Origin of the sequence: Burkholderia sp. 572 (genome assembly GCF_040545135.1) — a bacterium.
Classification (GTDB): Bacteria; Pseudomonadota; Gammaproteobacteria; order Burkholderiales; family Burkholderiaceae; genus Burkholderia; species Burkholderia cepacia.
Window position 1 is genome coordinate 297,645 of sequence record NZ_JBEPLH010000003.1, and the last position, 24,781, is coordinate 322,425.

A 24,781-nucleotide genomic window follows, 5' to 3' on the forward strand; every position below is an offset into this window, starting at 1 on the left:
ACGATAGTGTTTCGGACGTCCGGGATCTGTTCGCACGATTACTTACGGGCGGTTTCAAACGGGCGTCCCGACGCATCGAGGCGTGTTACGTCCCCGGCACCGCCCCTCTGCCAGACGTTCAGCCCTCCGCAAATTGCCGACTCCACCGCGTTTGCGTCGGTTCGGCGCACGCCGACGTGCTATTGGATCGCTCGTTTCGTCTTCGTTTCCGCTTTCGGTTTCGGTTTCGGTTTCGCGATGGTGCCGGCGCTGACGGCTGGCACTGCCGGCGCATGCCAGCCGGTCAGCAACGCAGTACATCGATCGATCACGTATTGCGCGGCAGCCGTGCCGCGCAGCGAGTGATCGAGCGCATCCTGAGTGTCGATCGATACATTCGGCAAGTGCGCGAACGCACCGCTGGACGCCGAGCCGAAATTCCGGACTACGACGTCGACGCCCGCGTCGAACGTACCGTAGATCAGATGCGTCTGGATGCCGCGCGCAGACATGTCACGCAGCAAGCCACGGGGGGTGTCCTTGCCGCCCCCCCGGCCGACACGCTCCATGAAGCGCCTGACCGGTACGCTCATGACATCCGCTACGAAGCGGATAAGCGCGCGCAATACGGGACGCAGGTCGCGACCCTCGGCCAGCAGGCGGCGCCACTTGTCGAGATTGCGCAACGATGCGGCATAGCCGCGCATCGAATTGGTCTGGTTATTGACGGCATTCGTGAGCGTCTGCCCGCGCGGCCAGATGAAAACCGGGAGATTGACCGCTATCACGCCGGCCAGGGGCGCCCGCGCGGCCGCATGAAGCGATGCGTACGCCCCGGAGCAGATCCCGAACGCAACGATCTTGTGGTGTCCCGCTTCTTTCAGCCAGCGCGCGGCGGCAACCACGTCGCCAACCGCCTGGTCCGAGTACGGAATGTCCGTCTGGTCGTCACGCGCACGCTCACTGCTGTCGCCGATGCCGCTCGAATCGAATCGCAGGCTGCGGATACCCCGCGCCGCGAGCGACCGTGCCAGTCGAACGGCAAGCCGTCCGTCGGCAATGCGTGGATTGGCGGCCGTATTGGCGATCAGCAGTGTGGGTGCACCGATGCATAGCCTGTCGCCGGCCGGTTCGCTCAACACGCCGACCAGTTGTTGCGGGCCGACACGTATCAAATGTTCGACGCTGCCCTTGCCCGCCGGTACGACGCCTGATACCGGACGTGGCGCACGGACGCGTACGACCGTATCCGCACCGTCTTCGATCCAGTTCGCGATCGTATCGGGAAGCGCATCGGGCAGCCGCGACCAGAGCGGTTCGCGCATCGCGACCGCCCAATCCTGACACGTATGAACGCTCGCCGCGACACCGCGCGCCTGCAGTGCGTCCGACAACGTGGCGCTGTCGCCATATGGCGCATCGACGAGCAACGCGCGTGCCGGCAACGTGCGCATGTTCGCCGCAGCGTGGCTCAGGTCGATGCGCCGGAGTGCGTCGACGAGATCGTCGGGATACGCGTGACCGAGTACATTGAACGGCCGTTCGTCGCGCACCGCATCCCGTACGGTCGGCGGCACATTATCGAGCCAACGTTGTGCGACGAGGGAAAGCTCGCGTACGTAGCTGCGGCCACGCACGACCGGCGCAATTGCGACGAAACGCGTGAGCCGTGGCATGCCATCGGCTGCGAGGAGCGCCAACGCCGCGCCGGCGCGTATGCCGACGAGCGTCAGGCTGTCTGGCGCTACCCGCTCGTGCAGCGTGCGAACGGACTGCCGGATGCTCTCGAGCATGCGCTCGAAGCGATCCGCGTCCTGTTCGTCGCCGAGCGAATCACCGCTCGCAGGATAGTGAAAGCGCAGCACCGGAAAGCCACGATCCGCGAGATGCTCGGCGAGTGAGCGTACCAGTTTATGAAGCCAGAGCGCCTCGTGGCCGAGCGGTTCGCAAATCACGATGCCATGGGATCGGTTACCCTCGTGAAGCCAGCCGACGCATCCATCGAACTGGATGGGTGTCATGGTTTGGTCCTTGTTTTAAGTGTCTGACAGGCCGGATTTCAATGCGTGCTTGCCGCAGGCCATGGGGCAAGTGGTCGATCGCTACTCGCCTGAACGAAGGGACGCGCACGCCTGACGTGTGAGCGTTCGCCGCGGACCACCCCGATCCGCCTGCGCTTCGTCGTTGAGACTGCTTCCGAGAATGTCCTTCATTCGCATTCCGTCATATCGCCATTTTTCACGCCGGATGACCTCGATGCGTCGGGCAGACGGCCCCGCTCGAATGTCTACGGGTAGTAGACCATCCATTTCTGACGTATTGCGTACGTCACATTACATTTTCAATACATTTCGCCGCACTCCGCTCGGAGCGGGCCGGAACATCGCGACGGTGGCATCCGAAACGCGCTTCACGGCGTAACGGCGCGGGCGGTCAGCGCTCCCTGCGCCGCAGACGGAATCAGCAGGTTCACGACACGGCTCCAGCGCACCAGCGATGACGCGTCGACGAATACGACATCGCGACGCTCAAGCGCGAACTGGTCGGCAAGCGCGTACGATGCTGGTGCACTCCCGTCCAGGTGATAGACCAGCGGCCGGTTGCCGGGCCCGCGGCGCACCACGTAAATCTGCCGCGCGTCCGACGTGTATTGGCTCACGCCACCCGTGTCGCCGAGCGCTTCGCCCAGGCTCATTCGCCCATCGGTCAATGTCAGCGTCGCCGGGCGCGACACCTCGCCAAGCACGAACACCTTCGCTTCGCTCGTCGCACGCACGCGCACCAGGTCGCCGTCGCGCAGCAGGATGTTCGACGGATTCACACCGGCCGCAATCATCGCCGGCAGGCTCACGTTTACCGTCTTGCCGCTGCGCGTCACCGTGACTTGCGACCGATCGGCCGCGGTCGTGAAGCCGCCTGCGCGATCGATCGCCTCGGGCAGCGTCATCGGCATGTCGTTGACGATCTGCAACCCGGGCGTGCGAACTTCGCCGTCGAGATACACGCGCTTGCTGCGATACGCCTGGATGCGCAGTGCAATCTGCGGCTTGCGCACATATTCGCCGAGTCGCCTGGTCAGCGCCGTGCGCGCCTCCGCTTCGGTCATCCCGGCGACATGCACGAGGCCGGCATACGCGAATTGCACGTTACCGCTCGCGTCGACCGTGTAGCCCGCCGCGACCGAGTTGGTACCGACGTTGTCGCCATTCGTCGCCTGGGCCGCCGGCAGATTCAGTTCGGGGTGATCCCATACGACGATGTTCAGCACGTCGCCGGGACCGATGACGTACGCCTTCGGCGTGCCGAACAGGTGCCGGACTTCGGCGTCGACACTGGCAGAACGCGTGGCGTGCTGCTGCTCGACGAATGCCGGCGTGATCTCGATCAAGTCCGCGCTTGACACGTTCTGTACGCCGTCGAGGCCGCCCGCGCCCGACGCGGCGACACCCACGCTTGCATTCGCGTCGCGTTCGGCCGGCGCGCGGTACGTCATGCCAGGCGCAAATGCACATGCGCTCAGCGCACACACGGTCACCGCCGCCGCGAACAGTCGCGGTGAACCGAGCCTCGATCTGGTTTGTGTAGTAGTTGACATCGCGTCTTTCCAAACTGTGCTGGAACCCGCCGACATGACGGATTGCCGCATTACGATTGCCGGTGCGACTCGCATTGCATTGCCGCGCGGCCCTTGCATCGCACGTCGGCCGCACGTCGATCCGTACAGGTCATCATGAGCGATACCATGTCGCGCTCGTCTGCAGCCGGTCGGCCGGCGCACCCCATGCCACCTGCATCGCAGCGTCAATCGTCGCCTGATATGCCCCCGCGCACCACGCGCCGACACCGCCTTGCCGGTCGTGCCAGAGTACTCACGCGCTGATACCTGATTGAACACTGTCCGGCACCGCGTGTATGTGAGCAACCTCACCGAAAGCCAATCTTCATACAAGCATCCGATCGCCCCAGACGATCACGCCCCGCTACGCTGACCACACCACCGGAAATCGTCGCCCGGCCACCGCAAGCTCGGTCGCCGGATCCGTCGTTGCAAAAAAAGCGCACCGATCGGTGCGCGTTGCCGTGGACGGCCGAGTCACAAAGTCACCATGACGGTCTTGTCAGCCGCTACACCATTTGTTCAGTGTCGCGTCGAAAGTCAAGGTCAGAACCTGACCGGTCGCCATGACGACGTTGGCCCCGGTTGCTGTCTGGATGTTCGCGTTGTTCGCAATCGTGCAGTTCCCGTTGGTCGCAACGATCTTGATCGACTGACCGTCAATCCCGCCGACAAGGTTTGTCAGCGTCGTCGGCAACGCATAGTTCGCCGTCAGCTTGCTGATTCCGGTCACACTCGGCGTCGAACTTGTGCCGACGAAGCCATTTGCCCAGACCGCTATCGCATTGCCGGCGCTGTCGGCCGTCGGCACACCGTAGCTGTACCGAACGAGCCCGGTTGCATTCTCGATGTGAAACTGCCAGGGCCACATTTGCAGAAGGCGCCCGCTTGCCCATGCGCTATTGACTGCGCGCCCGTAGCGGTCTTCCGGAATATATTTGTAGCGACCGGCGACACCGTTGCCTTGCGAAGCGTCGACGCAGATCTTCGAGAAGTATTCACCGGCCGGGATATACGAGGTATTGGATGAAGACGGCGTAAACGTATAGCTGTCCGTTCCTGCCGTCACGCTTCCGGAACGCGTAATGGTGCCGGTGATCCCGAAGATCGTCGCCAGTGTCGTGTCGCCGGTCCCGTTGACGGCATTCACCGGCATGAAGATCGACAGGTTCGGCGTCGTACCGAACGACCAGCCCGGAATCGCCACGGCACCCGTACCGGTCAGCACCAGGGCCGCGGTGATTTGCTGGAACACGCTGTCGGTCTCGCAATCGATTCTCAGATTGTATGGGCTCTCGGTGGCGATAAAGACCGCTTCAGCACATCCGAAGTAATTCCTGAACCTGATCGTGTTATAGCCGACGTTCCCGACGATCACGCCCTTGACCGTCTTCGGGAATGCAAAGGTGAATTCGTTGTCGGTCGGATAAACATTGAAATTCGGGTTCGGCAGAATCTCGGCCGCATAGTCGTTGCGCGCACTCAACGGGAAGTTGATGTCGAACAGGCAGTTGGTGACCTGTCCGATGACACTGAACATGCGCCCTCCGCTCAGGCCCATCGTCGTCATGCGATCATGCAGCACGATGTTGCGCGCCTGGATACCGTACAGCGGAAAGCCGGTGTTCGACGTGCGCCGGTCCTGCACGGCGAACGCCGTGCCGTAACTGAAGATGATGTCGATATTGTTCAGGTTGAACAGGTTCGACGAATCGGATCCGGCGGCGGCCGGACTGTCGTCAAGATAGATGCCAAGGCTGGGCGTGTTCGTCGACACGTCGCCGCAATGCCTGATCTTCATCGTATCCAGATTGACTTCGCGTACGTTGGCGCGCGCTTGCGTCGATCCGCTTCCGGTATCCATCCACAGCACACCGCCGCCCCGGAAATACAGGCAGTTCACGTGCGCGACGTCGAGCCAGTCCACGTTGCCTTGCAAAACCAATCCATGTTGAAGCGACGTGCACGCGCGATTGCCCTGAAGGGTAAAGTCACGCAGCACGCAACCGGCCAGGACGGCCGTGTTGGATGTCCAGGATACGTTGCCTGTTTGCGGGAGGTCCGTCGCTTCGTTATTGAAACCCGCGTTCAGTACTGTCAGGCATTGACCGCTGACCCCGGCGCCAAACTGGATGATCGAGGTACGCGCCGAATGCCCGAACAAGGCGATCGGTTTCGTGATCGCGGGCAGCGCGGTACCCGAATAGTAGACCCCGGCAGGAAGATCCCCTTTGACCGGCCAGATGGTCATCAGGTAGTTCAACCACGCCGTCAGGGCCGGGCCGTCGTCGCTGCCGTAGACCACATTCGCCGCCGTGGCGGAAGCACCGGCTGCTTTCGCGAGCGTCACTTGTGTTGCGCTGACGAATGCCGCAATCGTCGTGGAAACCACAAGCGTCGCGACGCCGCTTGCATTGGTCGTCGCAATATCGATACGCTTGCCGACGTCCGCCGCCGTGAACGCGGCCGACGCCGACGAAATCGCCGTCGACCCCGACGTCGTCACACCATCGTTGACGATCCTCGTATTTCCCTTCGCACCGAAGTATTTGGCGCTGACCGGCAAATTGGCAGGCAGCGCCGCCGGCAGATCAATCCATACCTGCGTGGTACCTGCTGCAAGATTGACGACGGACCCGCCGTTGCTCGAGGCCAACACGGTGGTACGCGACAGTGTGTTCCCGCTCGCGTTGTATGTGCCGATTCCGATCTCCCAGTTGCCACTCGGGGTACCGGCACCGGTCACGGCCTGCAACCCGTAATAGAAGGTATCGGCATTTGCACAAACGGACGAGAACGAACGGAATCCGGTCATTGCACCCGCCAGAGAGAGCGCCCCCGTACCGGTGGTCGTCGTCGTTTCCTGAACACGATCCTGAAGCTGGAATGCCATATCGATCCTCGACATGCGGTTGATGAATACGCTTGATGAACGTTGACGAAAACGTTGAATGCGGCCTACCGAGTGACGCATTTGTTTCGAACCTCTCTAAGCTGTCTCAGGCGAGTTATGCGGCCGTCCCACCGATCCGTCGGATCGGCATGATCCCGGCTTGCCGTCCCCGCCCGGATTTCGACGCGAGGACGCGCGTTACTGCCCCAGTCTCGGAATCATCGTGACGCTCGGCGCCACGCTAAAGGTGACCGTCATCGCATCACCGGGCTTGAGATCGATCAACCCGTTCGTCAATCCGCACGCATGGGACGCTTGCCCGTTTCGGGATACGCCGATCGACGACACGGTGCCGCCTTCGACCGACAGGCTGACCGCACTCGGGTAACTGTTCGCGAACGTCCACGGTGACGTACCCACCGCCTGCGGAACCGGTATCAGTTGCACGCCGAAACCGACAAAACCGTTTTGCGCGATGTTGTCTTCGCTCCACGACGTGTAGGCCCACGAGTTCGACGAGATCAGCGCGTCGATTGCACGGGGATAATTGACCGGCTGGGCCATATAGTTTCCCCGCAACTTGAGCGACGCCCCGGCCGCGAGCGCCCCGACCGTGATGAGGCGAGCAAAGCCGTTGCAGCAGCCGATATTCTCACCAGTATTGCCGCTGATCTCCGTGAACGACGCGCAGGATCCATCCACGTAGATTCCGTCCTTCGAGATGCCGGACAATTGGTTCTTCGAGACGATGCACCCTCGCGTGTTGTACAGCGTGATTCCGGAAACGGCGCTGAGTCCGCCGGTTCCGGTGAACGTGATTGACGCGCCACTGGCGATTCCGCTACCCGTGAAATTGCTGGACAGTGTCACGGTCGGGCCATTTCCGTTACCGGAAACCGACGTCACGTAAGCGCCGACCGGGATATTCGTTCCGGATACACCTTGCCCCACGGCACAGCCGCGTGCCGAAGGGTACGGCGTAAACGTCAGCGTGTTGGTTCCAGCCGCCGCCGCGGCCGAGGTCTTGATCGTCTGAGTCGTCATGCAGACCATCGGGGTAAAGACGATGGAAGCACCGCTCGCCACGGTGCCGGTCGTCGCCTTGCTCAGCGTGACGGAATTCGCCGTCACGCCGGTCACGAAGGTTCCGGCCGCGATGTTGGCCCCGCTGACACCCTGCCCGATCGACACACCTGTCGTTTCGTTTCCGGGCGACCCGAAACCGTAGTTGTCGTTGCAGGCGACACCCGTCGTCGTGGCGAACGTCAACGATGTCGCACCGTTCAGGGCCGCCGCGGTGGTCGGGATCGTCGAACCGAACAGGCCGACACCGGAAAAGATCACGGTCCCGCCGCTCGGCACGGTCGCACTGCGGTTCAGCGTCACAGTCGATACGCCTGCCGATACGACCGTGCCGATCGGTACGCTTGTCGACCCGTCGAAATACCAGGCCATCATGCCGACAGCGACGCCGGGGGTATTGGCAAAGTTCAGCGTCGTCGATGCGGACGTCGCGCCGATCGTCGTCAACGGGAAACCGTTCTTGTTGTTCGGGTCCCACGCATTAGTGATCGTGTTCTGCGAAATGTTGACGTGGATGTTGCTTCCGGCCGGCTGCCACAGTCCGATCGGCGTTCCCGCGGCGTTCTTGATCGTGTTGTTGACGATCGTGATGTTCGAGTTATTGAATCCGGCCGTCGCGGTCACGACCAATGCCCCATAACCGAGCGGCCCGTTTGGCGAATTGACGATAGCACCGATATTGGATTGCACGCCGCACGTATCCAGAACGTTGTTGGCGACCGTCACATTGTTGTTGCCGTAAGACTGGTAGATGCTCGTCAACTCCGACGCGACATAAATACCGGCCGCCATAGGGTTATAGATCTGGTTATCGGTCACCGTGATGTCTTGCGCCCCGACAATCGCTATGCCCCGCGCGTATTTGGTTCCAACAACCCGGTTGTTTGCGATCGTGACGCGGCAGGGCCGAACACCCTCGTTGAAATAGCCCACCACCGCAAACGCGTCATCACCGCCGTTGATCACTTCATTGTTCGTGATGGTGATGTCCGAACTGGCCTTCGTGACATGGATGCCGTCATGCCAGACGTCGAGCAGGGTATTGCCGAACACCTTGCCGTTGACGCAACTGCGCATGATCGCGCCACCGCCGGCCGAGTTGTTGAACTTGCATCCCGAAATCTCGAACTGGCTGCAATCCAGCAGGTTGAGTGAACCTGCGTTCTCGTCCGGATAGTACGCGGTCGAATTCTTCGAAAAGAATTGCAGATCCCTGATTTTGAAATGACTGGCGTTGCGCCAGTAAATCACCGAATTTTCGCCTTGCGGTGTCGTGCACTGCAGGATCGAATCCCAACCGGCTCCCACGATCGACGCCGTTGCAGTCAGCGTATTGCTGTACAGGTAAGTTCCCGGCGGAAAGTACAGCGGGATCCCGGCGTTGAGCGCCACCTGGAGTGCCGCCGTGTCGTCGGTCACGCCGTCTCCCATCACCCCGAACCGCCTCACGCTCATCGGGAGATCGACCAGTTCCTGCAGTAGCGGTCGGGCGGTCAGGCCCGTTGCGTTACCCACAACATATGTAGCCGGAAATTCTGCTGTCATTCACGCGCTCCGTATCGTCGCAATTCAATCTCGATGCAAAAACATCAAGAAAACGGGGGAATTCGAAGGGAACGCCCGTGCACGATCGTTCGTACGCCCCTATTCCAGAATAGAAGCGGCATACCCGACGAACAGTGCGCAACATGACCGAAGCCCGGTTCGATGCATACGCAACGAACCGGCGCACCCGCGCCGCAGCATGACTCTCACACGCGCTTGCCCCGGGTACTTCTTACCCGATCGCACACCCCCGTCGGGAACGATGACCGCTTTTCCACCCCGCCGCGCGGCCCTGCCCGATAAAGATCGTACGTATCGGTAGAAACACCGATGCTGTAGTCAAACTACATTCATACCATTAGTCGCTGCAGAGAATCGCTACATCCGATTCGGCAGTGCCGGGCGGCCTGCGCGTCGCCGCCCGCGTTGACCGGTCGAGCCCAACCGGCCGTAACGATTCCCCGCCCGGCCTGGCATGCCGACGCGCAACCACCCTGCATCGCCAGCCGAATGCGTCCGGTGCGAATCCACCGGACGAGCGCAGCTCCAGACATCATCCGAACAATCGGCAATACGATCAGGAGAGCAACATGCGGGACACACTCTGGCCGGCCGTCGTGCTGGCAGCGACCCTCTGCACCACCGCCTACGCAGGCGACGCCGACTTCAACGCACAAGGCGATGCGACCGATGCGTTCGCGTCGGCCGCCGCGCAACGGCGCGCCGACCTGCTCGTGCGCAAGATGACACTCGACGAGAAACTCCAGTTCATCCATTCGCAATACGAAATGTCCAAGGTGCCGGGCGGCGGCGCCGGCTATATCCAGGGCGTGCCGCGGCTCGGCATTCCCGATCTCAACATGGTCGACTCGGCGACCGGCTCCGGCAGCACGTCGCAGGCCAGCACGACGTTCCCCGCGACGATCGCCGTCGCCGCGAGCTGGGATCGCCGGCTGTCGTACGACTACGGCAAGCAGGTCGCGATCCAGTTGCGCGCGCAAGGATTCGGCATGGGCCTCGGCGGCGGCACCAATCTCGCACGCGAGCCGCGCGGTGGCCGGCTGTTCGAGTATCTCGGCGAAGATCCGTTGCTCGCGGGCGACCTGCTCGCCGAACGCACGCTCGCCACGCAACGGCAAAAGGTCATCGCCACGATCAAGCACTACGCGGGCAACGAGCAGGAGCACGGCCGGATGGGCGGCAACACGCAGATCGACGAACGCACGCTGCGCGAGCTTTACCTGCTGCCGTTCGAGATCGCCGCGAAGCGCGGTCGCCCCGGCAGCGTGATGTGCAGCTACAACCGGCTGAACGGCGCATACGCGTGCGAAAACCCTCACCTGCTGAACGACGTGCTGAAGAACGAATGGGGCTTCCAGGGCCAGGTGCAGTCCGACTGGGGCGCCACGCACAGCACGGCCGCCGCGATCAACGCCGGGCTCGACGAGGAAGAAGACGTCGGGCCGAGCGTGTACCTGACGCCGACGGCCGTCAAGCAGGCGATCGCGAACGGCTCGGTGTCGACCGCACGACTCGACGACATGGTGCGGCGCAAGCTCGCCGTGATGATCCGCGTCGGCGTGATGGACGATCCGGCCACCGGCGGCGGCACGATCGATTTCGCGGCCGCGAACCGGTTCGCGCAGGCCGCGTCCGAGCAGTCGATCGTGCTGCTGAAGAACGACGGCAATCAGTTGCCGCTGGCGGCATCGGCGCTGTCGCGCATTGCCGTGATCGGCGGCCATGCGGACGCGGCCGTGCTGTCCGGCGGCGGCTCGGGCAACACGCGCGACCCGGTGTCGGGTTCGTTCGCGGGTTGCGGCGGCCTGACGTTCGGCGCGTCGACCGGGTGCAGCTGGTGGCGCAATCCGTGGCTGAAGGTCGACGTGCCGATCGTCGCGGCGATCCGCGCGCTTGCGCCGGCCGCACAGGTCACGTATGCGGGCAACAGCGACCAGCAGTCGCCGTTCCGTGCGTATACGCAGCAGGAAATCGACCAGGCCGCGGCGCTCGCGGGCCGCTCGGACGTCGCGATCGTCGTGGTGGCCCAGCCGGCCGGCGAGGATTTCGGCGACCTGCAGAGCCTGAGCCTCGCGAACCCGTCGAACCAGGACGCGCTCGTCGAAGCCGTCGCGCGCGCGAATCCGCATACGATCGTCGTCGTCCAGAGCGGCAATCCGGTGCTGATGCCGTGGAAGGACAACGTGTCGGCGATCGTCGAGGCGTGGTATCCGGGTGAAGCCGGCGGCAAGGCGATCGCGAACGTGCTGTTCGGCGCGGTCAATCCGTCCGGCAAACTGCCCGTCACCTTCCCCGCGCGCGATCAGGATTCGCCTGCCTGGGGGCAAAACGGCACGTTCGACAACGACCCGGTCTACGCGGAAAAGCTGAACATGGGCTATCGCTGGTATGACGCGCGCAACATCAAGCCGATGTTCGAGTTCGGCTACGGGCTGTCGTACACGCGCTTCGCGTATTCGGGGCTGTCGGTGTCGAAGCAGTGGGACGGGTCGCTGAGCGTCGCGTTCACGGTACGCAACGACGGGCGCGTCGCCGGTGCGGAGATCCCGCAGGTCTATCTCGGCGTGCCGTACAAGGACGAACCGCCGAAGCGGCTGGTCGGCTGGGAGAAGATCCGGCTGAACCCGGGCGAGGCGCGGCGTGTCCGCGTGACCGTGTCGCCGCGCATGCAGAGCGTGTGGGATACGTCGCGTAACGGCTGGCGGTTCGTGCCGGGCGGGACCGTGTACGTCGGTGCGTCGTCGCGGGATATCCGGCTGCAGGGGCACTGAGCGGCGCCCACCCAGCGGAAGAGCCGCGCGTGTCGTGCCCGGCTCTTCCGTCTTCCGCCATCCACACCGGCGATCCTCACCGGAACAGCAGCGCCAGCAGCGTCGCGAGCGCGGCAATCGCGGCGATCCCCGCCGCCATCCCGGCCAGATGCGCGGCGACCACGAGGCCGGCCGGCAATCGCACGGACGCCGGGCCGCTCGCCCCACCCGACGGCCCGGCCCGCGATCGCGACGCGACGCCCGTCGTCATGCTCCGCTCCCTTCCAGCGTATCGAGCAACGGCCTCGCCAGATGCAGCACCTGATACACCGTGCCTGCGCCGCCGCCGTCCGGCTCGTGTTCGGTGACGAGGGCACGCGTCAGCCGCCAGCGTAGCGAGTCCAGACTGACCGCGGCCGCCACCACACCCTGCCGCGCCGCCACTTCGCGATTGCGCGTCACCTCCCGCGCCAGCGTCGCCTCGAGGTCGGCATCCGCCGGAATATCGACGGCTTCCAGACGAACGAAGCGCCCCGTCGACGCACTGCCCTTGCGCGCATCGAGCGCGACCTGCACGTCGATCGGCGCGCGGCCGAAGCTGTCCGTCACGACCCGGTAGCGGCCGCCCGTGACGAACCCGGCGAACGCCTGCTCGTTACGCCACAGATAGAACGACGCATAGCCGTTTTCCGTCGCACCGTAGCGCCCCGCCTCGCGCAGCAGGAACCCCTTGAACACCAGGTCCGGCGTGTCGTCCCAGAGCCTGCCGCGCTCGCGCACGCGATGGCGGATGATGTCGAGGTCGTAGTCCGCCGGCAGGCGGTGCACGTAGTACGCGGTCAGCATGATCGACTCCTGAAGGGAAACGGAGATTCCGAATGGCTCGAGAACAGCGTAGAAGACCTTGAATCATTTGAAAATACGATGGCAGAATATTTCAATGATTCGATTTCTCAATGGATGAGAGTGCGATGAAAACGCTCGACATCGAAGCCGTGCAGGCGTTCGTGCTGACCGCCGACCTCAAGAGCTTCACGCGGGCCGCCGAGGCGATGGACACGACGCAGTCCGCGGTGAGCCTGAAGATCAAGCGGCTCGAAAGCGGCCTCGGCCGCCGCCTGCTGGAACGCACACCGCGGCAGGTTCGCCTGTCGGCCGACGGCACCGCATTCCTGGAACCGGCGCGCGAACTGGTGGCCGCCCACCACGGTGCGATCGGCGCGTTCGGCACCGGCCGGCGGCGCCTGGTGATCGGCGTCAGCCACCATGTCGTCGGCGCCGATCTCCCGATGCTGCTGCGGCGCATGAGCGAAGCGGAGCCGACGCTCGTGCTGGAGATCCGCGTCGCCGCGTCGCGCGACGTGCTCGATGCATTCGACCGCGGTCAGCTCGACGCGGCCGTCGCGCTGCAGCACGACAGCCGGCGGCTCGACGGAGAAACCATCCTGTCGGAGTCGTTCGGCTGGATGGCCGCGGCGGATTTCGAGTACCATCCGCCGCAACCGCTGCGGCTGGCCACGCAAGCCGAACCCTGCAGCGTGCGCCGCATGGCGATCGGCGCGCTCGACCAGGCCGGTGTCGGCTGGACGGAGGTGTTCGTCGGCGGCGGCGTCGCGACGATCGGCGCGGCGGTATCCGCGGGGCTGGCCGTCGCGGCGCTCGGGCATCGCGTGGCGCCCGCCGGCACGGTCGACGTCGGTGCGCGCTACGGGCTGCCGCCGTTGCCGACGCGCGACGTGGTGCTCCACTCGAGCCTGACCGATGCGCGAGCCCGGCAGGCGCTGCGCACGCTGGGCGCGGCACTGCGCGCGTCGGTCGGGGCGCGTTGATGCCGCTCGAGCCGGTGCAGGCCGTATCGTCCCGGCTCGGCCCATGCCGAACCGAACCACCTGGAGAGAAGACACATGCGTCCGCTGGACGAACTGGTCAACGAGCGTGAATCCGCCCTGCCGTCATTGATCGAGTGGTCGGCGGCAGCGCCTGATCGTTGCGAGATATTGCCGCCATCGGGCCGGAATGGCGAAATCCTGTCCACCCTTCAGGTCACCACGCGATCGCTCCTGGGGGCCATCGCCTATTCGACCGGCGGCCTGCTCGTGGACGGCGGCTACCTTCGTCTGCTCGGCTCGGGCCATCCCGCGTTGCCTCGGGACATCGTCGGCTGGAATCACGGACGATCCTCGGGCTTTCTGTTGGTCGCGGATGACGCCGTCGGCGGATTCTTCGCCTTGAACGGCGGCGCACTCGGGGAGGACACGGGTTCCGTGTACTACTTTGCACCCGACACGCTGGAATGGGAGCCCCTCGGGATCGGGTACGGCGACTTCGTGCGATGGTCGCTCGGCGACACGCTGAGCGACTTCTACGCGAGCATGCGCTGGCCCGGCTGGCAGGCCGATGTCCAGCGCCTGACGACGGATCAATGCTTCAGCTTCCATCCATTCCTGTGGACGAAAGAAGGATCGGTCGAACGCAGCAGCCGTCAGGCGGTCGACGTTGCCGAGCTGTATGCGCTCCAGATCGGCGCCGGCGCCACGACGTCAAGGCAACCGTGATCCGGTGTGCCTGCCTTCGAATCCGAAACGCCGAGTCCCGCGGCAGAGCCGGTGCGCTCGTCCGCGCCTGACCATTCGCATCGGCGTCGCGTTTTGACGGCTTCGAAAGGCATCGATGCGCGCCACGGTAAAATTCGTGTTTCATCCCGCCCGCTCGTGCCGCCGCCCGATGCCTGCGCGGGTCGATATCAAACGCATCGTCAGGCCGTCATCACCTTGATTTCCCTACACCTTTCATCTCGCGACGCATGAGTTACTCGCTCGCCACCACCTGCATCCGCGAACTCGAGATCCGCAAGAGCCGCTTCATCGGGTTCGCGATCCCCGTCGACGATCGCGACGCCGCGATGCACGCGCTGCAGCGCCTGCGCGACGAGCATCCTGCGGCCACCCACGTATGCTGGGCGTTGCTGGCGGGTGGGCAGTCGGGCATGTCGGATGACGGCGAGCCGTCGGGCACCGCGGGCCGGCCGATCCTCGAAGTGCTGCGCCATCACGATCTCGACGGCGTGCTCGGCGCGGTCGTGCGCTATTACGGCGGCGTGAAGCTCGGCGCGGGCGGGCTGGTGCGGGCCTATACGGATGCGATCGCATCGGCGCTGCTCGACGCCGAGCGCGTCGAACGTGTCCGCTACACGCGGCTCGCGATCGAGATCGGCTACCCGGACGAGGCACGCGTGCGCCGCTGGATCGAACAGGCCGGGTACGCGCTCGTGGACAGCGCGTACGGGATGACGGTGAAGCTCGCGATCAAGCTGCCGGAAAACGCCGAAGCCGCGGCAAGAACCGAGCTGTTCGACCTGACGCAAGGACGCTCGGGCTTTCCGGCGACGTGACGCGCGGGGAACGCGTCCGCGTTCCCCGCGTGGCCGGACGAATCCCGTCGCCGGTCAGTCGGTCATTCAGTAGGTATCGGGGACGATCATGTGGTCCGGCACCGGCCGGCGGATGTAGTCCTCGTGATGCTCGCGCGGCGGCAGGTCGATCGGTGCGTGCGGCACCTCGTGATACGGCACCTGCTGCAGCAGATGGTGAATGCAGTTCAGCCGCGCGCGCTTCTTGTCGACCGCCTGCACGACCCACCACGGCGCTTCCGGAATGTGCGTGCGAAGCAGCATCTCTTCCTTCGCGGCCGTGTAGGCTTCCCAGCGGCGGCGGCTCTCGAGATCCATCGGGCTCAGCTTCCATTGCTTGAGCGGATCCTCGATCCGGCTCTGGAATCGCACTTCCTGCTCGTGGTCGGTGATCGAGAACCAGTACTTGACGATCTGGATCCCGCTGCGCACGAGCATCTTCTCGAACTCGGGCACCGAACGGAAAAACTCCTCGTATTCGTCGTCGGTACAGAAGTTCATCACGCGCTCGACACCCGCGCGGTTGTACCAGCTGCGGTCGAACAGCACGATTTCGCCGCCGGCCGGCAGATGCGCGACATAGCGCTGGAAGTACCACTGCGTGCGTTCGCGGTTGTTCGGCGCCGGCAGCGCCGCCACGCGGCATACGCGCGGGTTCAGCCGCTGCGTGATGCGCTTGATCGCGCCGCCCTTGCCGGCCGCGTCGCGCCCCTCGAAAATGACGACGAGCCGGTGCCCCGTGCTCACGACCCAGTCCTGCAGCTTCACGAGTTCGCCCTGCAGGCGGAACAGCTCGCGGAAATACTGCTTGCGCGCTTCGCGCCGCTCCTGCGAAAACAGCAGGTCGTCGCTGTCGTCGAAGCGGCGATCGTCGAGCTCCATCTCGAGTTCTTCGTCGTAGGCGTCGACCAGGTCTTCCTCGAAGCGGCGCTGACGCGCTTCCATCGATTCGAGATCGGTGCGGTTGTCGGTCTCGGTGCGGTTATCGTTGTCGCCCATGGGGCCTCCTTCCATCGTTGACGCAGCCAAACGCCGACATTATCCCAGCGTCGCGCGTCAAATTCATGAAAAAGGGCCGGCGCACCGGTCAGAAGCGGAACGCGAGCAGCACGCTCGCCAGCACGGGGTTCGCGGCAATATCGAACGTGTTCGACGCGAGCTGCCGGTTCGGCTGGTCGATATCCAGCGTAATCTTCGTACGTAACGGGATATAGGTCACCATGCCGGTGATCCAGAACTGGCGCGTGATCTGGTAGCTCGCGCCGACGGTGAACACCGGCTCCCACACGCTCTTCACCTTCGCCGACACGTTGGTCTTGCCCGACAGCAGCAGGTCGCCGCCGGCATCCCAGATCCGCTGGAACAGCGCCGGGTCGAGCAGCAGCGACTGCAGGCTGCCGATGTCCGCGCCCGCCGCGAGCAGCCCGCCGAGCGACGCGAGCTTGCGCTGGAACACGGGATTCAGGTTCGTGTTCGTGAAGCGCGTATAGCTGACGCCGATGCCCGCGAACGGGCGGAAACGGTCGTCGCGCTCGCCGAGGTAATACTTGAACACGACGGACCCGAGCCACGCGCGCGTGGTCGCGAGCGGGTTGCTTTGCGTGTTCGCGAGATCGATCAGCGGAAAGCGCCCCTGGGCGCCTGAAAAGATCCGGTCGAGCGGCAGCGCGATGCTGCCGTGCCCGCGCAGCGTCAGCACCGGCGGAATGCCCGCGCCGAGTTCGGCCGCCCAGTTCTCCGAGAAAAAATGCGTCAGCGTGAACGCCAGCGTGTTCGTGTTGCCGAGCGACAGCTGCGACCCCTGGTTCTCGAAGCTGTTCAGCCCGAGCGCGTCCGTGTGCGTCGTCACGGGCGTCGATCGGCCGGTCGTGCCGACGAAGTGCCAGCCGAGGCCGACCATGTTGCGGTCGTCGCCCATCAGCTGCGTCAGCAACGGCGGCGCCTGGGCGGCCGGCAGATCGGGCAGCCTCGACGGATCGACCGGATGCAGTTCGTACGGCATCCGGTCGGCATGGACGACGCCCGGCGCCGGCATGTCGCCCGCCGCCGCGTCGCGCGGCACGGCCGGATCGCAGCCGCCAACGGCGCCACCGGCGCCGCCGTCGTCGAAGCCGATGCCGTCCGCGCCGTCGTCGGACGCTGCCGCGCATGCGCGCCCCGCCCCGCCGGTTCGCTGGCCGAGCGTGATCTTGCGCGCCGTCAACGGGACGGCGTCGGGTTGCGGCCCGTCGGCCTCTTCTCCGTGCCTGCCGTGCCTGCCGTGCCTGCCGCGCCCGCCGCGCGCCGGCCCCGCGTCGGTCGTCCATGCGCTCGCATCGAACCCGTCCGCGTCGCCGCCCGGCCAGAAGCCGATCCCGTCGGCGCCGGCCTGCCAGCGTGGTTCAGCGTCCGCGTCCGGCGGCGGCGCGCCATGCGCGGCGGCCGCGCACGCGAACAGCGTCGCGCCGAGCCAGCGCGACAGCGGACGCACGGCGCCCGGCCGCGCACGGCGGCGGTACGTGTCCCGGCTCGCCATCGGCTCAGGCCGGCACGCCGAACAGGCGTTGACGGATGCGGTACAACGGCTCGAACAGCCATTCGAGCAGGCTGCGCCGCTCCAGCACGATGTCGGCCTTCAGCATCATCCCGGCCCGCAGCGACAGCGGCCGCCCTTCGAACGCCGGCGTGCGGTCGGCCAGCTCGACCCAGGTCTTGAAGTAGGTCTGCGGCGTGGCGGCATCGCCCGGCAGGTTCAGCTCCTTCGCGGAAAACGCGACGGGCGAGATCGACAGCACCTTGCCGCGATACGTGCCGAACTTCTCGACCGGATAGCTTGCGTACGCAACCTTCACCTCCTGCCCCTTCTTCACGAAGCCGGCCTTCGAGGACGGAATGTAGACCTCGGCGATCAGCCCGTCCGCCTTCGCGGGCAGGATCTCGACGACGCGCGTACCCGGCGGGTCGATCACACCGCCCTGCACGACGTCGAGCCGCACGATCTGCCCGTCGGCCGGCGCGTACAGCACCTGGTTCACGTTCTCGTCGATGTTGTATTCCTTCGCGTTCAGCTCCTCCTGCTTGATCTTCAGTTCCGCGTTCGCACCGTCGTACTTGCTCTGCATCGTGTCGAGGTCGCCGCGCAGCTTCATCGCATTCTTCGCGAGCTCGGCGCGGCGCAGCAGCAGGTCCTGGTACGCCTGCCCGGCCTGCAGGTACTGCGTGTTGACCTGGTTGTACTGCTCGAGCGTCACGACCTGTTCGTCGAGCAGCTGCTTCACGCGTGCGCGCCGTTCGCCGTACTCGTCGACGATGCGCTTCTGGTCCTGGATCTGCCGGTCGATCAGCCCGCGGCTCTCGCCCTGCGCGGCGATCTGCTGGTTGATCTGCTGTACCGACGACCGGTATTCGAGGCGTGCCGCGTCGATCTGCTGCGTGACCTCGACGCGCTGCCGGTCGAGCGCCGCACGCATCCCCTGCACGTTGTTCGCCTGGCTCACGAAGCTCGTGTCGCGCGTCACCGCCAGCAGCCGCTGGCCGGCCTTCACGTGCTGGTCCTTGCCGACGTAGACGTCGCGCACGGCCCAGCCCGGCGGCGCGCTGACACCGATCAGCCCCGAACGCGGCGTCAGCATCCCCGATACGCTCTCGGTGTTCGCGTAGCTCAGTTCGACGAGCGCGGTCACGAACATCGCGAACATCGCAAGCGACAGGTAGCAGAAGAAGCGCATCGACACCGGCACGTCGACGACGCCGTGGATCACGGTGCCGAAGGTCGTGCCGCGCGCGAGCTTGCGCGACGGCTTCTGTTCTCGGAGGGCGGAATTCCAGGTCGGCATGGGGCAGGCTCGTCAGGAGCGACGCCGCGCGGCCGCATCGAGCAGCGGCGTCGGCATCAGGTAAGGCGTGAAGTGTTCCCAGAAATGCCACTGCTCGGGCTGCCGCACGAGCGCCTGTTCGAGACGGTCGACGATGCGCTGGTGCGTGGCGCGCACCGGCGACGCGTCGTCGTCCGCGCCGAGCATCGGCGCGAGCGGGCTGGCCGCCAGCTCGGTGAAATGCACCGCGCAGCGATCGCGGAACGGCACGCCCGTCGCATACGCGACGAGCAGCGGAATCCCCTGCTCGACCGCGAGCTTCACGCCGCCGCCGGCCATCCGCACCCAGCGGCCGCCGAGCCGGCAGCGGTTGGTCTTGCCGAACTTGCCGTGCAGGTCGGAGAACAGCAGGAACACGGGTGCCTCGCGCCGCAGGCTCGTGATCAGCCGCCGCAGGTGCACGCGCTCCTCGATGTCGATGAACTCGACTTCGCCGGCGCCGTATTCGGCGACGAGCCGCAGCGCATCGTCGAAGAACGCACCGGGCGCATCCCGGTGCAGGATCACCATCAGCTTGCGGTCGTCGGGAATCATGAAGCGCAGCTTCGTGACGAACAGCATCAGGTTGCCGAAGTGCAGCCCCGCGAGCATCAGCGGGCCGCCGCGCGCGAGTGCCGCCCGCAGCTGCTCGTCGCCTTCGCACGCCATCCCGTCGATCATCGACTTCATCGATTCGAGGCTGTGCGTGCGCAGCTTGAGCCCCGCGAATTCCGCTTCGAACAGTTCGCGCACGATCGCCGCCGACACGTCCCGCACGCGTCGCGGATCATCGTTCAGGTGCGCGCTCAGCATGTATGCGACCGCGCGCTCGATCGACTCGCGAATGCACGGAAAGCAGCGCAGGCAGGCGCCCGAGCACCAGCGCATCAGCCGCAACCCGCGCGCCGGCGACGTGCGCAGCGCGACGGCCCGCACCGCGCGCCGCACCAGGAACGCATACGAGAAAGGATTGAGCAGGAAGAGTCGCCCGAGCATCACCGTGCCTCCTCGGCCGCGCGCCACGCATCGGTCGCGTCGGTCAATACGCCGTCGTGCATCTGGTAGATCCGGTCGACCATCGACAGGATCGACGCGTCGTGCGTGACGAGCACGATCGTGCACGGCAGCGTCAGCACGTTGCGGCAGATCTCGTGGGTCGTCGCCTGATCGAGGTTCGACGAGAATTCGTCGAGGATCAGCAGGCGCGGCTCGCAATACAGCGCCCGTGCGATCAGGAGCCGCTGCATCTGCCCGGCCGACAGGAATTTCTGCGTATCGCCGAGCGGCGTGTCGTAGCGATGGTCGAGCCGCTCGATCTCGTCGTGGATGCACGCGAGCTTCGCCGCGTCGAACATCGCGCCGATCCGCGGCGCGGGCGCGAAGTTCGTGATGTTGTCGCGGATCGTGCCGCGAAACAGCTGGTCGGACTGCGTGACGGCCGCGAGATGCTTGCGGTACTGCCGCAGGTTCACTTCCGCGAGATCGACGCCGCCGACGAACAGCGTGCCGGGCTCCGGCCGCACGAGCCCGCAGATCAGGTTCAGCAGCGTCGTCTTGCCGCTGCCGGTGCGGCCGACGATCGCGATCTTGCTGCCGGCCGGCACGTCGAGCGCGATGTCGCGCAGGATCGGGCGGTTGCCGCCCTTCGGCGTGTACGACAGCGCACGGATGGAAAGCGTGCCGTCGAAACCGTCGACGGGCCGCACGACCGCGTCCGGCGCGGGTTCCTCGGTCTCGGTCTGCAACACGTCGGCGACGCGGTCCATGTGCACCTGCAACACCTTGCGGCGCACGTAGAGCTGGATCGAATCGATGAACTTGTCCGCGAACAGGTTCTTGTACTGGATGAACGCGTAGATCACGCCGATCGTGCTCTGCCCGTGCATGACGAGCCACGCGCCGTATGTGACGATCACGAGCTGCTCGACGTGCACGATCCCCTTCGACACCGCATCGAACAGCAGTTGCAGCCGCTCCTGCTGGCGCATCGCCTGCAGCTTCTGCGTGAATGCGTTGACCCACAGGCTGCTGCGCGCGGTTTCGGCCGACAGCAGCTTGATCGAGTGCGCGGAGCGGATGTTCTCGATCAGCAGCGCGTCGGCTTCCGCGCCGCGCGTGAGGATCTGCGACATCGCGTCCTGCAGCTGCGGCTGGATCGCGAGCCGGCTGAGCGCGAACAGCACCATCCCGGCCAGGCTGATGCCGGCCAGCACCGGGCTGTAGTACAGCATCAGCACGAGCGTCAGCGTGCAGGTGACGATATTGAGCAGCCCGCCGACCAGCCCGTCGACGAGAAACCGCCCGACCTCCGACACCGACGACACGCGCGAGATCGAATCGCCGGTGTTGTGGAACAGGAAATAGCCGATCGGCAGCCGCGCGAGATGCCCGACCATGTTCGCCGACAACTGCTGCGACACGATGTTGCGCAGGTAGCTCTTGATGTTGCCGACGAGGTTCGCGTAGAGCGTGTCGAACAGGAACACGATCGCGAACAGGATCGTCAGCAGGTACAGGATGTCGACGTCGGTCTTCTTCAGCGCCTCGTCGATCGTCAGTTGCACGTACGACGGGCCGAGCAGCAGCAGGAACTGCGCGGCGACGCCGCCCGCGATGCCGATCGCGAGGCTCTTGCGGATGCCGGTCAGCCCTTCGAGGTAGTCGCGCAGCCGGATCCGGTCGGCCCGCCCCGCCCGCGTGAAGCCGATATCGGGATTCAGTTCGAGCGCGTAGCCCGTGATGTGCGTGAGCGCCTGCGCGAGCGGCAGCTTCGTTTCGCCGAGCGCGGGATCGACGATGTGCACGCTGCCGTAGCCGACCTTCGTCAACACGACATAGTGGTTCATCCCCCAGTGCAGGATGCACGGCGTCTTGAGCGCGTCGAGTTCGCCCGCGTCGAACTGCAGCCCGCGTGCGCGCAGGCCGAGATCGTTCGAGATCTCCATCAGGTCGAAGAACGACAGCCCGGAATCGATCCGGACCGGATAGCGGTTGCGCAGCGTGCGCAACGTCGTTTCGCGCCCGTGCCACGACGCGATCATCGCGAGGCAGGCCAGGCCGCACTCCGTCACCTCGTCCTGCAGGACCGGACGGACTTTACGCGTATTGAAGAGCATGGTCGGGCACCCGAGGCGCGACGAGGCGCCGCCCGGGCCTGCCGATGCGGGCCCGTGGCGGGTCGTGCGCGATACGCAAGGGCACAGCCGGCACGCTGCCGGCTGCGACGGAAGACCGGTGTTACCGGCCGCCTGGCGGGCCGCTCAGCGCGACGAGCCGAGCGACATCCGGAACTGTTCGACGGCGCGGGTCTGGTACTGGGTCATCAGGCCCTGCAGCGTGGTCCCGATCGACTGGTTGACGAGATCGACCGTATAGGCGGCCGAATTGGAGTAAAGCGACGCGCCGCCGCGAATCTGGCGGGCCTGTTCTTCCGTGATGTCTCGCATTTGTTGTGGCCTTTATATTGTCGGAATGCCCGCCACCGTCAGCCAATTGCAATCTCAATGGCTGTTAACTTTATTACGGGGATAATCCGGCACTCCCGCCTCCTGATAATCGCCCGAACCGGAAATAATGCATTCCGGATTCGCTTTATTGCCACTTCGGCGATCGATTCTTTTCCTTCTGTTTCGCAGCATTTCGCGCGGGGGGCGCCTCCCCGCGCACGGCGGTTACTTGCCGGTGTTATTGAACGTCTTCGGGTTCTGCAGGTAATTGCCGAGGCTCGGCAGGAACTGGCCGAGCGCGGTCACCACCGGCGCGGCGTCAACGGCGAGGCTACCCAGCGAGCTGATCGCACCGCCGCCATGCACATTCCTGACCTGTTCCGTCGTCATGACCTTCATCATTCTCTCCTCGTAAAAAATAAAGATGATGCAAAGAACCTTCATTGAAAGACAAACGGCTTTTAATCCCTAGCGACTTGTTAATCTAATAATCACTGCGATTACGAGCCGAAATCAGGCTATCATGCGGGCGCATCGGAATTCAATGGAGGACACACTCTTACAGGCGCGTTTTCCGGTGCGCCACGGATGGCAGGCATTCATTCTGTTTGAATTTCAATTTCAATACGTTTAAATCCCGCCGCGATGCATTGCGGCACGGGCAGGAGACGGAGACGGCCATGTTTGAAACGAGGCGCGCGAATTACGGATCGGCGACGCGGAATTCGGGTAATTCCCTATCAAGTTTTACGACTAGGTGGAATCCCCGACTTGCAACCGTGACATTGTTCGCTGTAACGATAGCCGGCCTGTCAGCGAACGCGCGCGCGTTCTGCCTCGACACCGCCTACCAGTACGCGGTCGTGCACGATCCGCGCTACCTGCAGGCGCGCAGCGAATACGATGCGGCCCGCCAGAAATTCCCCGAAGCACGCGCGCAGATGTTGCCGCAGGCCGCCGCGCAACTCGAATGGGGACGCTACGGTACGCACGCGAACCTGTTCGGCATCGACGTCAGCGGCTCGAGCAATGCCGCATACGGTTCCGCGCAGGTCACGCAGGCGCTGTTCAACGTGCCCTACCTGTACGACATGCGGCGCGCGACCGAGTACGAGGAATCGGCGAAACAGAAACTCGAGGTCGCGAAGCAGGACCTGATCCTGCGCGTCGCGAACGCGTGCTTCGACCTGCTGAGCGCGCGCGAGAAACTGCAGTCGGCCGACGACGAAGTGAACGCGCTCACCCGGCTCGAAAGCGATACGCGACGCATGGCACAGCTCGGCATGAAGACGATCGGCGACACGGCCGAAATCGAGGCGCGCCGCAGTCTTGCGCAATCCGACGAAGCCCTCGCGCAAACCGACGTGGACGCGCGCCGCGCGCGCTACGAGACGCTGCTCGGTTCGACGATCGATTTCTCGCGCTGGCCGCGGCTCGCGATGCGCGGCTCGTCACCGCGCATTCCGTCGGGCGAATACGCACCGCAGGACAACCCCGCGTACCGGCAGGCGTACCGCGACGTCCAGGTCGCGCGGCTCGCCGCGAAGCGCGTCAGCGCCGAGCACTTGCCGACCGTCGACCTGTTCGCGTCGTATTCGCGCGGGCTCAACCCGAACCTGCGCGGGCTCACCGATCGCTCCGACTTCCATCAGAGCGCGGTCGGCGTGCAGGTGACGATCCCGATTTTCTCGGGCGGCAGCGTGTACTACCGGCAGGTGGAAGCCGAGCACGTGACCGAGCAGTACCGCAACCGGCTGCGCGAAGTCGAGGAGCAACTGGGCACCGATCATCGCGAGGCGCTGTCCGCGCTCGAATCGGTCGGCAAGCGCATCCGCGCGCTGCAGCAGTCGCTGCAGGCCGCGCGCCTCGCGTACGATTCGTCGATGAAGGCGCATCAGGTCGGCTACAGCACGACGTACGAAACGCTGAACCTGCGGCGCGACATCTCGGGCATCCGGCAGAAGCTGTTCGACAGCTATCTCGACGCGCTGAAGCTGCAGTTGAAGCTGAAAAGCGTGCTCGGCACGCTCGACGAGCAGTCGTTGATCGCGGTGGACAGCTTTCTCGAAAGCAATGCGGCGAGCGAGCGCGGTTAAGCGTAGTTGAGCGTGGGTCGGCGCGCATCGGCATCGCGCAAAAAGGTTGTACACGCAACCTTGATGACCGGTGCCGACGCGCCGGCCGGTCGATCCATCTAAGCCGGCGC

The 24,781-nt window shown here is 64.9% G+C and carries 18 protein-coding genes; 5 read left to right on the plus strand and 13 right to left on the minus strand.

Translation table 11 applies throughout. From position 1 onward, the window contains the following. Positions 1–179 precede the first annotated feature (179 nt). The 4 genes from ABIC51_RS07550 to ABIC51_RS07565 form a co-directional block, all read right to left on the minus strand. On the minus strand, positions 180–2,000 hold the full coding sequence (locus ABIC51_RS07550; RefSeq protein ID WP_027791400.1) for a serine aminopeptidase domain-containing protein: 1,821 nt from the start codon (positions 1,998–2,000) through the stop codon (positions 180–182). Positions 2,001–2,389: 389 nt separating this feature from the next. Further along, entirely contained in the window at positions 2,390–3,574 is a 1,185-nt protein-coding gene (locus ABIC51_RS07555; protein WP_027791399.1) for a polysaccharide biosynthesis/export family protein, read from the minus strand. 523 nt (positions 3,575–4,097) lie between these two features. Then, positions 4,098–6,488: a hypothetical protein gene (locus ABIC51_RS07560; protein WP_027791398.1), complete on the minus strand. Its 2,391-nt coding sequence runs from the start codon at positions 6,486–6,488 to the stop codon at positions 4,098–4,100. Between the two features lie 198 nt (positions 6,489–6,686). Beyond that, entirely contained in the window at positions 6,687–9,116 is a 2,430-nt protein-coding gene (locus ABIC51_RS07565; protein ID WP_027791397.1) for a right-handed parallel beta-helix repeat-containing protein, read from the minus strand. 590 nt (positions 9,117–9,706) lie between these two features. On the opposite strand from ABIC51_RS07565, the gene ABIC51_RS07570 reads away from it, so the two are divergent. Continuing rightward, entirely contained in the window at positions 9,707–11,908 is a 2,202-nt protein-coding gene (locus ABIC51_RS07570; protein ID WP_027791396.1) for a glycoside hydrolase family 3 C-terminal domain-containing protein, read from the plus strand. 76 nt (positions 11,909–11,984) lie between these two features. On the opposite strand, the gene ABIC51_RS07575 is transcribed toward ABIC51_RS07570, so the two are convergent. Both ABIC51_RS07575 and ABIC51_RS07580 read right to left on the minus strand, forming a co-directional pair. Beyond that, the gene (locus tag ABIC51_RS07575; protein WP_167562613.1) at positions 11,985–12,158 is read right to left on the minus strand and encodes a hypothetical protein; all 174 of its coding nucleotides are present in this window, start codon (positions 12,156–12,158) and stop codon (positions 11,985–11,987) included. Then, positions 12,155–12,733, minus strand: coding sequence for a DUF4865 family protein (locus tag ABIC51_RS07580; protein WP_027791395.1), 579 nt, complete (start codon positions 12,731–12,733; stop codon positions 12,155–12,157). Before ABIC51_RS07580 ends, ABIC51_RS07575 begins: the two co-directional genes overlap by 4 nt. Positions 12,734–12,858: 125 nt before the next feature. On the opposite strand from ABIC51_RS07580, the gene ABIC51_RS07585 reads away from it, so the two are divergent. The 3 genes from ABIC51_RS07585 (at position 12,859) to ABIC51_RS07595 (ending at position 15,278) form a co-directional block, all read left to right on the plus strand. Further along, a complete protein-coding gene (locus tag ABIC51_RS07585; protein ID WP_027791394.1) occupies positions 12,859–13,716 on the plus strand; it encodes a LysR family transcriptional regulator in 858 nt (285 codons plus the stop codon). A gap of 75 nt (positions 13,717–13,791) precedes the next feature. After that, positions 13,792–14,442 (plus strand): DUF2625 family protein, encoded by a 651-nt coding sequence (locus tag ABIC51_RS07590; RefSeq protein ID WP_226128876.1) that lies wholly within the window; start codon positions 13,792–13,794, stop codon positions 14,440–14,442. A gap of 248 nt (positions 14,443–14,690) precedes the next feature. Beyond that, positions 14,691–15,278 carry an IMPACT family protein gene (locus tag ABIC51_RS07595; protein WP_060085147.1) on the plus strand — a complete coding sequence of 196 codons (588 nt, stop codon included), beginning with the start codon at positions 14,691–14,693 and terminating at the stop codon, positions 15,276–15,278. Positions 15,279–15,344: 66 nt separating this feature from the next. Here the strand turns inward: ABIC51_RS07595 and ppk2 are convergent, their stop codons facing one another. The 7 genes from ppk2 to ABIC51_RS07630 form a co-directional block, all read right to left on the minus strand. Then, positions 15,345–16,295: a polyphosphate kinase 2 gene (gene ppk2, locus ABIC51_RS07600; protein ID WP_027791391.1), complete on the minus strand. Its 951-nt coding sequence runs from the start codon at positions 16,293–16,295 to the stop codon at positions 15,345–15,347. A gap of 88 nt (positions 16,296–16,383) precedes the next feature. Beyond that, positions 16,384–17,811, minus strand: coding sequence for an OmpW/AlkL family protein (locus ABIC51_RS07605; RefSeq protein WP_226128878.1), 1,428 nt, complete (start codon positions 17,809–17,811; stop codon positions 16,384–16,386). Between the two features lie 4 nt (positions 17,812–17,815). After that, on the minus strand, positions 17,816–19,111 hold the full coding sequence (locus ABIC51_RS07610; protein WP_027791389.1) for an HlyD family secretion protein: 1,296 nt from the start codon (positions 19,109–19,111) through the stop codon (positions 17,816–17,818). Between the two features lie 12 nt (positions 19,112–19,123). Continuing rightward, the gene (locus ABIC51_RS07615; RefSeq protein WP_059696547.1) at positions 19,124–20,128 is read right to left on the minus strand and encodes a lysophospholipid acyltransferase family protein; all 1,005 of its coding nucleotides are present in this window, start codon (positions 20,126–20,128) and stop codon (positions 19,124–19,126) included. After that, positions 20,125–22,245 (minus strand): peptidase domain-containing ABC transporter, encoded by a 2,121-nt coding sequence (locus tag ABIC51_RS07620; RefSeq protein WP_146253257.1) that lies wholly within the window; start codon positions 22,243–22,245, stop codon positions 20,125–20,127. The genes ABIC51_RS07615 and ABIC51_RS07620 overlap by 4 nt, the downstream gene beginning before the upstream one ends. 144 nt (positions 22,246–22,389) lie before the next feature. After that, positions 22,390–22,575, minus strand: a complete 186-nt coding sequence (locus ABIC51_RS07625) for a hypothetical protein (RefSeq protein WP_027791386.1) — start codon at positions 22,573–22,575, stop codon at positions 22,390–22,392. A gap of 225 nt (positions 22,576–22,800) precedes the next feature. Beyond that, entirely contained in the window at positions 22,801–22,974 is a 174-nt protein-coding gene (locus tag ABIC51_RS07630; protein WP_006495012.1) for a hypothetical protein, read from the minus strand. Between the two features lie 281 nt (positions 22,975–23,255). Here ABIC51_RS07630 and ABIC51_RS07635 point away from each other — a divergent pair, with 281 nt between their 5' ends. After that, positions 23,256–24,671: a TolC family protein gene (locus tag ABIC51_RS07635; RefSeq protein ID WP_060194667.1), complete on the plus strand. Its 1,416-nt coding sequence runs from the start codon at positions 23,256–23,258 to the stop codon at positions 24,669–24,671. Positions 24,672–24,781 lie beyond the last annotated feature (110 nt).

What these genes read in the sequence shown, in the direction of transcription:
- ABIC51_RS07605 (WP_226128878.1), bottom strand. Translation starts at nt 17,811, where the DNA reads ATGGCGAGCCGGGACACGTACCGCCGCCGTGCGCGGCCGGGCGCCGTG.
- ABIC51_RS07580 (WP_027791395.1), bottom strand. Translation starts at nt 12,733, where the DNA reads ATGCTGACCGCGTACTACGTGCACCGCCTGCCGGCGGACTACGACCTC.
- ABIC51_RS07595 (WP_060085147.1), top strand. Translation starts at nt 14,691, where the DNA reads ATGAGTTACTCGCTCGCCACCACCTGCATCCGCGAACTCGAGATCCGC.
- ABIC51_RS07565 (WP_027791397.1), bottom strand. Translation starts at nt 9,116, where the DNA reads ATGACAGCAGAATTTCCGGCTACATATGTTGTGGGTAACGCAACGGGC.
- ABIC51_RS07575 (WP_167562613.1), bottom strand. Translation starts at nt 12,158, where the DNA reads ATGACGACGGGCGTCGCGTCGCGATCGCGGGCCGGGCCGTCGGGTGGG.
- ABIC51_RS07550 (WP_027791400.1), bottom strand. Translation starts at nt 2,000, where the DNA reads ATGACACCCATCCAGTTCGATGGATGCGTCGGCTGGCTTCACGAGGGT.
- ppk2 (WP_027791391.1), bottom strand. Translation starts at nt 16,295, where the DNA reads ATGGGCGACAACGATAACCGCACCGAGACCGACAACCGCACCGATCTC.
- ABIC51_RS07555 (WP_027791399.1), bottom strand. Translation starts at nt 3,574, where the DNA reads ATGTCAACTACTACACAAACCAGATCGAGGCTCGGTTCACCGCGACTG.
- ABIC51_RS07635 (WP_060194667.1), top strand. Translation starts at nt 23,256, where the DNA reads ATGTTTGAAACGAGGCGCGCGAATTACGGATCGGCGACGCGGAATTCG.
- ABIC51_RS07590 (WP_226128876.1), top strand. Translation starts at nt 13,792, where the DNA reads ATGCGTCCGCTGGACGAACTGGTCAACGAGCGTGAATCCGCCCTGCCG.
- ABIC51_RS07570 (WP_027791396.1), top strand. Translation starts at nt 9,707, where the DNA reads ATGCGGGACACACTCTGGCCGGCCGTCGTGCTGGCAGCGACCCTCTGC.
- ABIC51_RS07620 (WP_146253257.1), bottom strand. Translation starts at nt 22,245, where the DNA reads ATGCTCTTCAATACGCGTAAAGTCCGTCCGGTCCTGCAGGACGAGGTG.
- ABIC51_RS07630 (WP_006495012.1), bottom strand. Translation starts at nt 22,974, where the DNA reads ATGAAGGTCATGACGACGGAACAGGTCAGGAATGTGCATGGCGGCGGT.
- ABIC51_RS07560 (WP_027791398.1), bottom strand. Translation starts at nt 6,488, where the DNA reads ATGGCATTCCAGCTTCAGGATCGTGTTCAGGAAACGACGACGACCACC.
- ABIC51_RS07625 (WP_027791386.1), bottom strand. Translation starts at nt 22,575, where the DNA reads ATGCGAGACATCACGGAAGAACAGGCCCGCCAGATTCGCGGCGGCGCG.
- ABIC51_RS07585 (WP_027791394.1), top strand. Translation starts at nt 12,859, where the DNA reads ATGAAAACGCTCGACATCGAAGCCGTGCAGGCGTTCGTGCTGACCGCC.
- ABIC51_RS07610 (WP_027791389.1), bottom strand. Translation starts at nt 19,111, where the DNA reads ATGCCGACCTGGAATTCCGCCCTCCGAGAACAGAAGCCGTCGCGCAAG.